The organism is Segetibacter sp. (genome assembly GCF_025963695.1).
Classification (GTDB): Bacteria; Bacteroidota; Bacteroidia; order Chitinophagales; family Chitinophagaceae; genus Segetibacter.
This window is the reverse complement of record NZ_JAOQAH010000061.1, coordinates 1-4,006: the sequence shown is the minus strand read 5'-3', so window position 1 is coordinate 4,006 and position 4,006 is coordinate 1. Positions and strand designations below refer to the sequence as shown.

4 protein-coding genes are annotated in these 4,006 nt (G+C 40.7%); 1 reads left to right on the top strand and 3 read right to left on the bottom strand.

Annotated features, from left to right (window positions below):
* Positions 1 to 374 precede the first annotated feature (374 nt).
* The 3 genes from JWR87_RS10255 to JWR87_RS10245 form a co-directional block, all read right to left on the bottom strand.
* A complete protein-coding gene (locus tag JWR87_RS10255; protein WP_297819248.1) occupies positions 375 to 563 on the bottom strand; it encodes a hypothetical protein in 189 nt (62 codons plus the stop codon).
* A gap of 883 nt (positions 564 to 1,446) precedes the next feature.
* Entirely contained in the window at positions 1,447 to 2,328 is an 882-nt protein-coding gene (locus JWR87_RS10250) for a manganese catalase family protein (protein ID WP_297819245.1), read from the bottom strand.
* Positions 2,329 to 2,829: 501 nt separating this feature from the next.
* Entirely contained in the window at positions 2,830 to 3,420 is a 591-nt protein-coding gene (locus tag JWR87_RS10245; RefSeq protein WP_297819243.1) for a hypothetical protein, read from the bottom strand.
* 247 nt (positions 3,421 to 3,667) lie between these two features.
* Between JWR87_RS10245 and JWR87_RS10240 the strand changes: the two genes are divergently transcribed.
* Positions 3,668 to 4,006: type IIL restriction-modification enzyme MmeI (locus JWR87_RS10240; protein ID WP_297819240.1), on the top strand; the 339-nt coding region annotated here is incomplete at its 3' end.

Here is a 4,006-nt window from a genome sequence, read left to right as displayed (position 1 = left end):
CTCCCTTAGTTCGCAAGAAATGTGCAACCTGGTTTACCCTTTTATTAAAAGAGCTGTAGTTTATCCTCTCTTCTTTGTAAACAATTGCCAGTTCGCGTGGCTTTTTTGCACATTGATCCTCAATTATGTTAATGACACAGCGTTCAGGGAAGTTCATAGTAACTGTTTTTTCAATCGTTAGTAACTGTTCCACTTGTAAGCATGCTGATCAATCTTGTTTACCTGGCCACCAGCACTGTTCGTTTTTCTGCTTAAACTATCTAACTTGTTCATTAATAATTCATCCGTTTAAAAATTGGACTATAGGTAGTGTTACAAATAATCAGACTATAAATTCCTTCCTGCTGTTTCAAAACCAGGTTAGTTCAATGATGTTAGTATAACTGTAATTCTTCAACTACCAATACCTGAAACGTTCCAGGTGTCATTTTAGGTCTTTCATTCTTTGCGTCATTTGGCGTAACTGCCTCAAATTCTGTTGTTGATCCATTTATATGAGGGGGGACTTTATCAGCGATAGCTATCATCCTTGCTATTGGCTTTGTGGTTACAATTTGAAGCACTGTAACATTGTTTTCGTCGACTTTATTAATGACAGCTACAGTTGTTCTCCATTAAAAGTGAAAATGTTTTTTGTGGAAGGGACCAGGGTTGCACCCTGCCGTCCTTCCCTTCAATAGTGCCTTTGGAAACAACTTTGCCTGTTAACACATCTACCGCTATTAAAAGTTTATTATCAAAGGCAGAAGATTGCCTCTTTGCACTTTAATCAATTACTTGCCCCGTATAAGCGGCTGCTGCTTTTCCACTTGGGTCGTTTTTGTATTGATTTAAATGATTTCACTTTTGTCCTCAATGTTCATATATCGTACACCTGCATCATTTAGAAACTGCTGTTTCCGGTCTTCCTCCCGCAGCAGGGGTAATGATTGGCCTAAGCTTCATCTTAATTTATTTGTTTATATGTACTATTTCAGGCTAAAACTATTGTTGAATTCTGAGTACATTCTGTAGTTGCCTTATAAATATTATAAAAACTGCAATTTCTCATCGTTCTTCTTTATCGGTTGTGCAAAACGATCGCGAACGCAGAGGATACACAGTTCAGGGGTTCAGCTAGTTATGGCTGTTTGTCTTAAAAGAAGTACGGCAATTCCGACTTTTACTTAAAGTTCTAAAATTATCAGCGACCATTGCTTCAGCACTGTTTCCGCTATGTCATTCTCATGCCATAACTCCAACCCTGCCTGCTGCATTTCATCCACAACTGCATTCGGTCATTCACTTCAAGCTCCACTACCATAAAATCTAAATCGTGCACATAAACCTCACCTACCTATGCCTCTTTTCGGTTTAAATTGTGTAAGTACTACAATTATCTTTTGTAAGAGGTGTTTAAAAGGACACCTCTTACAAAACAACTTTCATATCCTTCTTTATCAAAGCTTACTTTCCTGTCACTGCGTCTACTACTTTATCGATAATAGAACTGCCGCCCACCCCAATCATTTGTTCTGTCTGTGCGTGAGTTTCCTTATCAGGAACGCCAAGGTTTGGAACGTCATCAAAAGGTTTGGCCTGCGCGAATTTGAATGTGCCTTTACCGTCTATTGATGTGCCTGTCGTCCATCTTCCCTGGGCCTGACTGTCGTGGTTAAGGTTAGGGGAGAAAAAGGTATAGTTCACATCCTGGTTTTCTTTTGCCTGTGGAAAGCTGTTAGGTATTGGGTGAGAGGCTTCCATTCCGAGTTCTTCCAATACTGCCATCCACTGGTTTTGATGCATGGTATCCCTTGCTATCAGAAACGATAACATATCCTTCATGCCATCATCATCTGTCATTTCATAAAGTCTGGTAGCCAGCACTCTTCCGGTAGCTTCCGCCATTACATTGGCATGCATATCGGCTGCTATGTTACCACTGCTTATTATCCATGACCCGTTAAAAGGAACTCCGTTCGCATCTGTTGCCATAGCTCCCAAACCCGCAGACAGTATATGGCGCGGGTCTTTGCCACCAAGCACAGACTCTACCATCGGGTTACTGGTTGCCATTTTCTCTTTTAAAGCCATTGACGCTCCTTCCAGGTTCAGTGCAACCGCTGTTGCCAGCATTTCAATGTGTGCAATTTCTTCTGTACCTGTATCCAACAGCATGTCCCTGTATTTCACAGGCCCTCTTGAGTTCCATGCCTGGAAGAGATACTGCATGCAAACCCTCATCTCGCCCTCTATGCCACCGATGGCCTGTTGCAACAACTTCGCAAACTCAGGATTAGGCCTGCTCACCCTTACCTTGTACTGAAGCTTTCTGTCATGATAAAACATAGAATAAGTTTTTGTTATGTGAAAAGAACAACAGCAACAAATCTTTCGCCTAAATTGATGTCGCTACGCTTGCCCGTTAATTTTGAATAATAAAAATTAAAATGTGGAACCCCCTACTCAATAGAAATGACTCTTGAAGTACAGGATTTGCAAGAGCTGGATGGCCGGAGATTATTAAGGCGAAAAATTGAAAAAAAAACGTACTTGTTGGTATAAAAACTGTTTTGCACCTAACCAAATTCTTAGGTATTGCAAGCTGCGGAGACCACACGAAGACTGGTAAGGTTGAAACAGAGTACAACAAGGAGACACTCGAACAGTAGAAGTTTTTAGCCTGTTTTGTAAATCAAACGGGGCAAAATCGAAATCGAAAATTGGCCGCTGTTATTGTCGTTGTCACCTAAGGGTTGCTAAAAAAAACTGCGGGATAAACACAAAGCACATCATGGTGAACATTTCATTTGTCGAGCTTCTGGCAATGCAAAAGTTTAATACTAGAAACTAAGGGCTTAAACTATAAGTATTTCCATTGCCGTAGCTAAATGCTACCAGCCCCTTTTCAACTGTATAGTAGGCTTTTGAAAGTTCTTTAGGAGCAGTGGTAAAGTTATTTGCTTCAAGCACGTTATAATAAATCTTACCATTTAGTGTAACAGAACTTAAACACTTTTGACGAGGCAAATTAGGTGAACATAACGGCAGGGGAACTCCCTCAACGGTGGCAAAATCAAAACCACCACCGATTTGATAATTATCTTCCGGGGAATATATTGTCATGAATATAAAAGGACGGGTATCTATGCTCAACCTAACAAGGGTTTTAACACCAACGTAAAAAACATATCCAATTGTTTCCTCTCTTTCGTAAGGTTCGCATCCTACACAGGTAGATTTTTCTATGAAACCTCCCTCCTTCCCAATACGGACATTTAGAATTGAACCAGATGCATTAGCATATTGAATAACGTCTGCATCTCTGTAAGGAACCATCTGTTTCAGGGAATCAGGAACATACCGGGTAGGAAATTTCTCTTTATGGCAAGAGGAAAGAATTAAAGCAAGGCATATTGAAAGAGTTATAAACCTTCTCATTTTTACAACTGATTATTTGCAATTTTAAATTATTAAATGGCAAATGGGTCAAATTATTTTTACAAGTCTCAACAGTTTAATAAAGCCCTGGTTGCTACCGTCTCACAAAACGAATATCCCTCCGCCTCCCAAAATCATTAATGGGATTTATAAAAAAAGGATAGTCGTACACATTATATCCACAACTGATTTGTGATCATCAAAGCTGCACCTTTTATTTTATATTTACCCTACAACCAACACCTACATGCCCCTAAGCTGGAACGAGATCAAAAGCCGAGCCTTATTATTTACACAAGAATGGAAAGACGAAGTAAGCGAAGATGCCGAAGCTAAATCCTTCTGGGACGATTTCTTCAACGTCTTCGGCATCAGCCGCCGAAGAGTAGCCACCTTTGAACAAAAAGTAAAACTTGAACAGGCAACGGGCCGTAGCAGCTTAGCAGTTCCCCCTTCAGGGGGTCAGGGGGTTGCAGGGGTAGGCTACATCGACCTCCTCTGGAAAGGCCAGATACTCATCGAACACAAAAGCCGCGGCAAAGACCTCGAAAAAGCCTACAAACAAGCCAAAGACTACTTTCCCGGA

What these genes read in the sequence shown, in the direction of transcription:
- JWR87_RS10250 (WP_297819245.1), bottom strand. Translation starts at nt 2,328, where the DNA reads ATGTTTTATCATGACAGAAAGCTTCAGTACAAGGTAAGGGTGAGCAGG.
- JWR87_RS10245 (WP_297819243.1), bottom strand. Translation starts at nt 3,420, where the DNA reads ATGAGAAGGTTTATAACTCTTTCAATATGCCTTGCTTTAATTCTTTCC.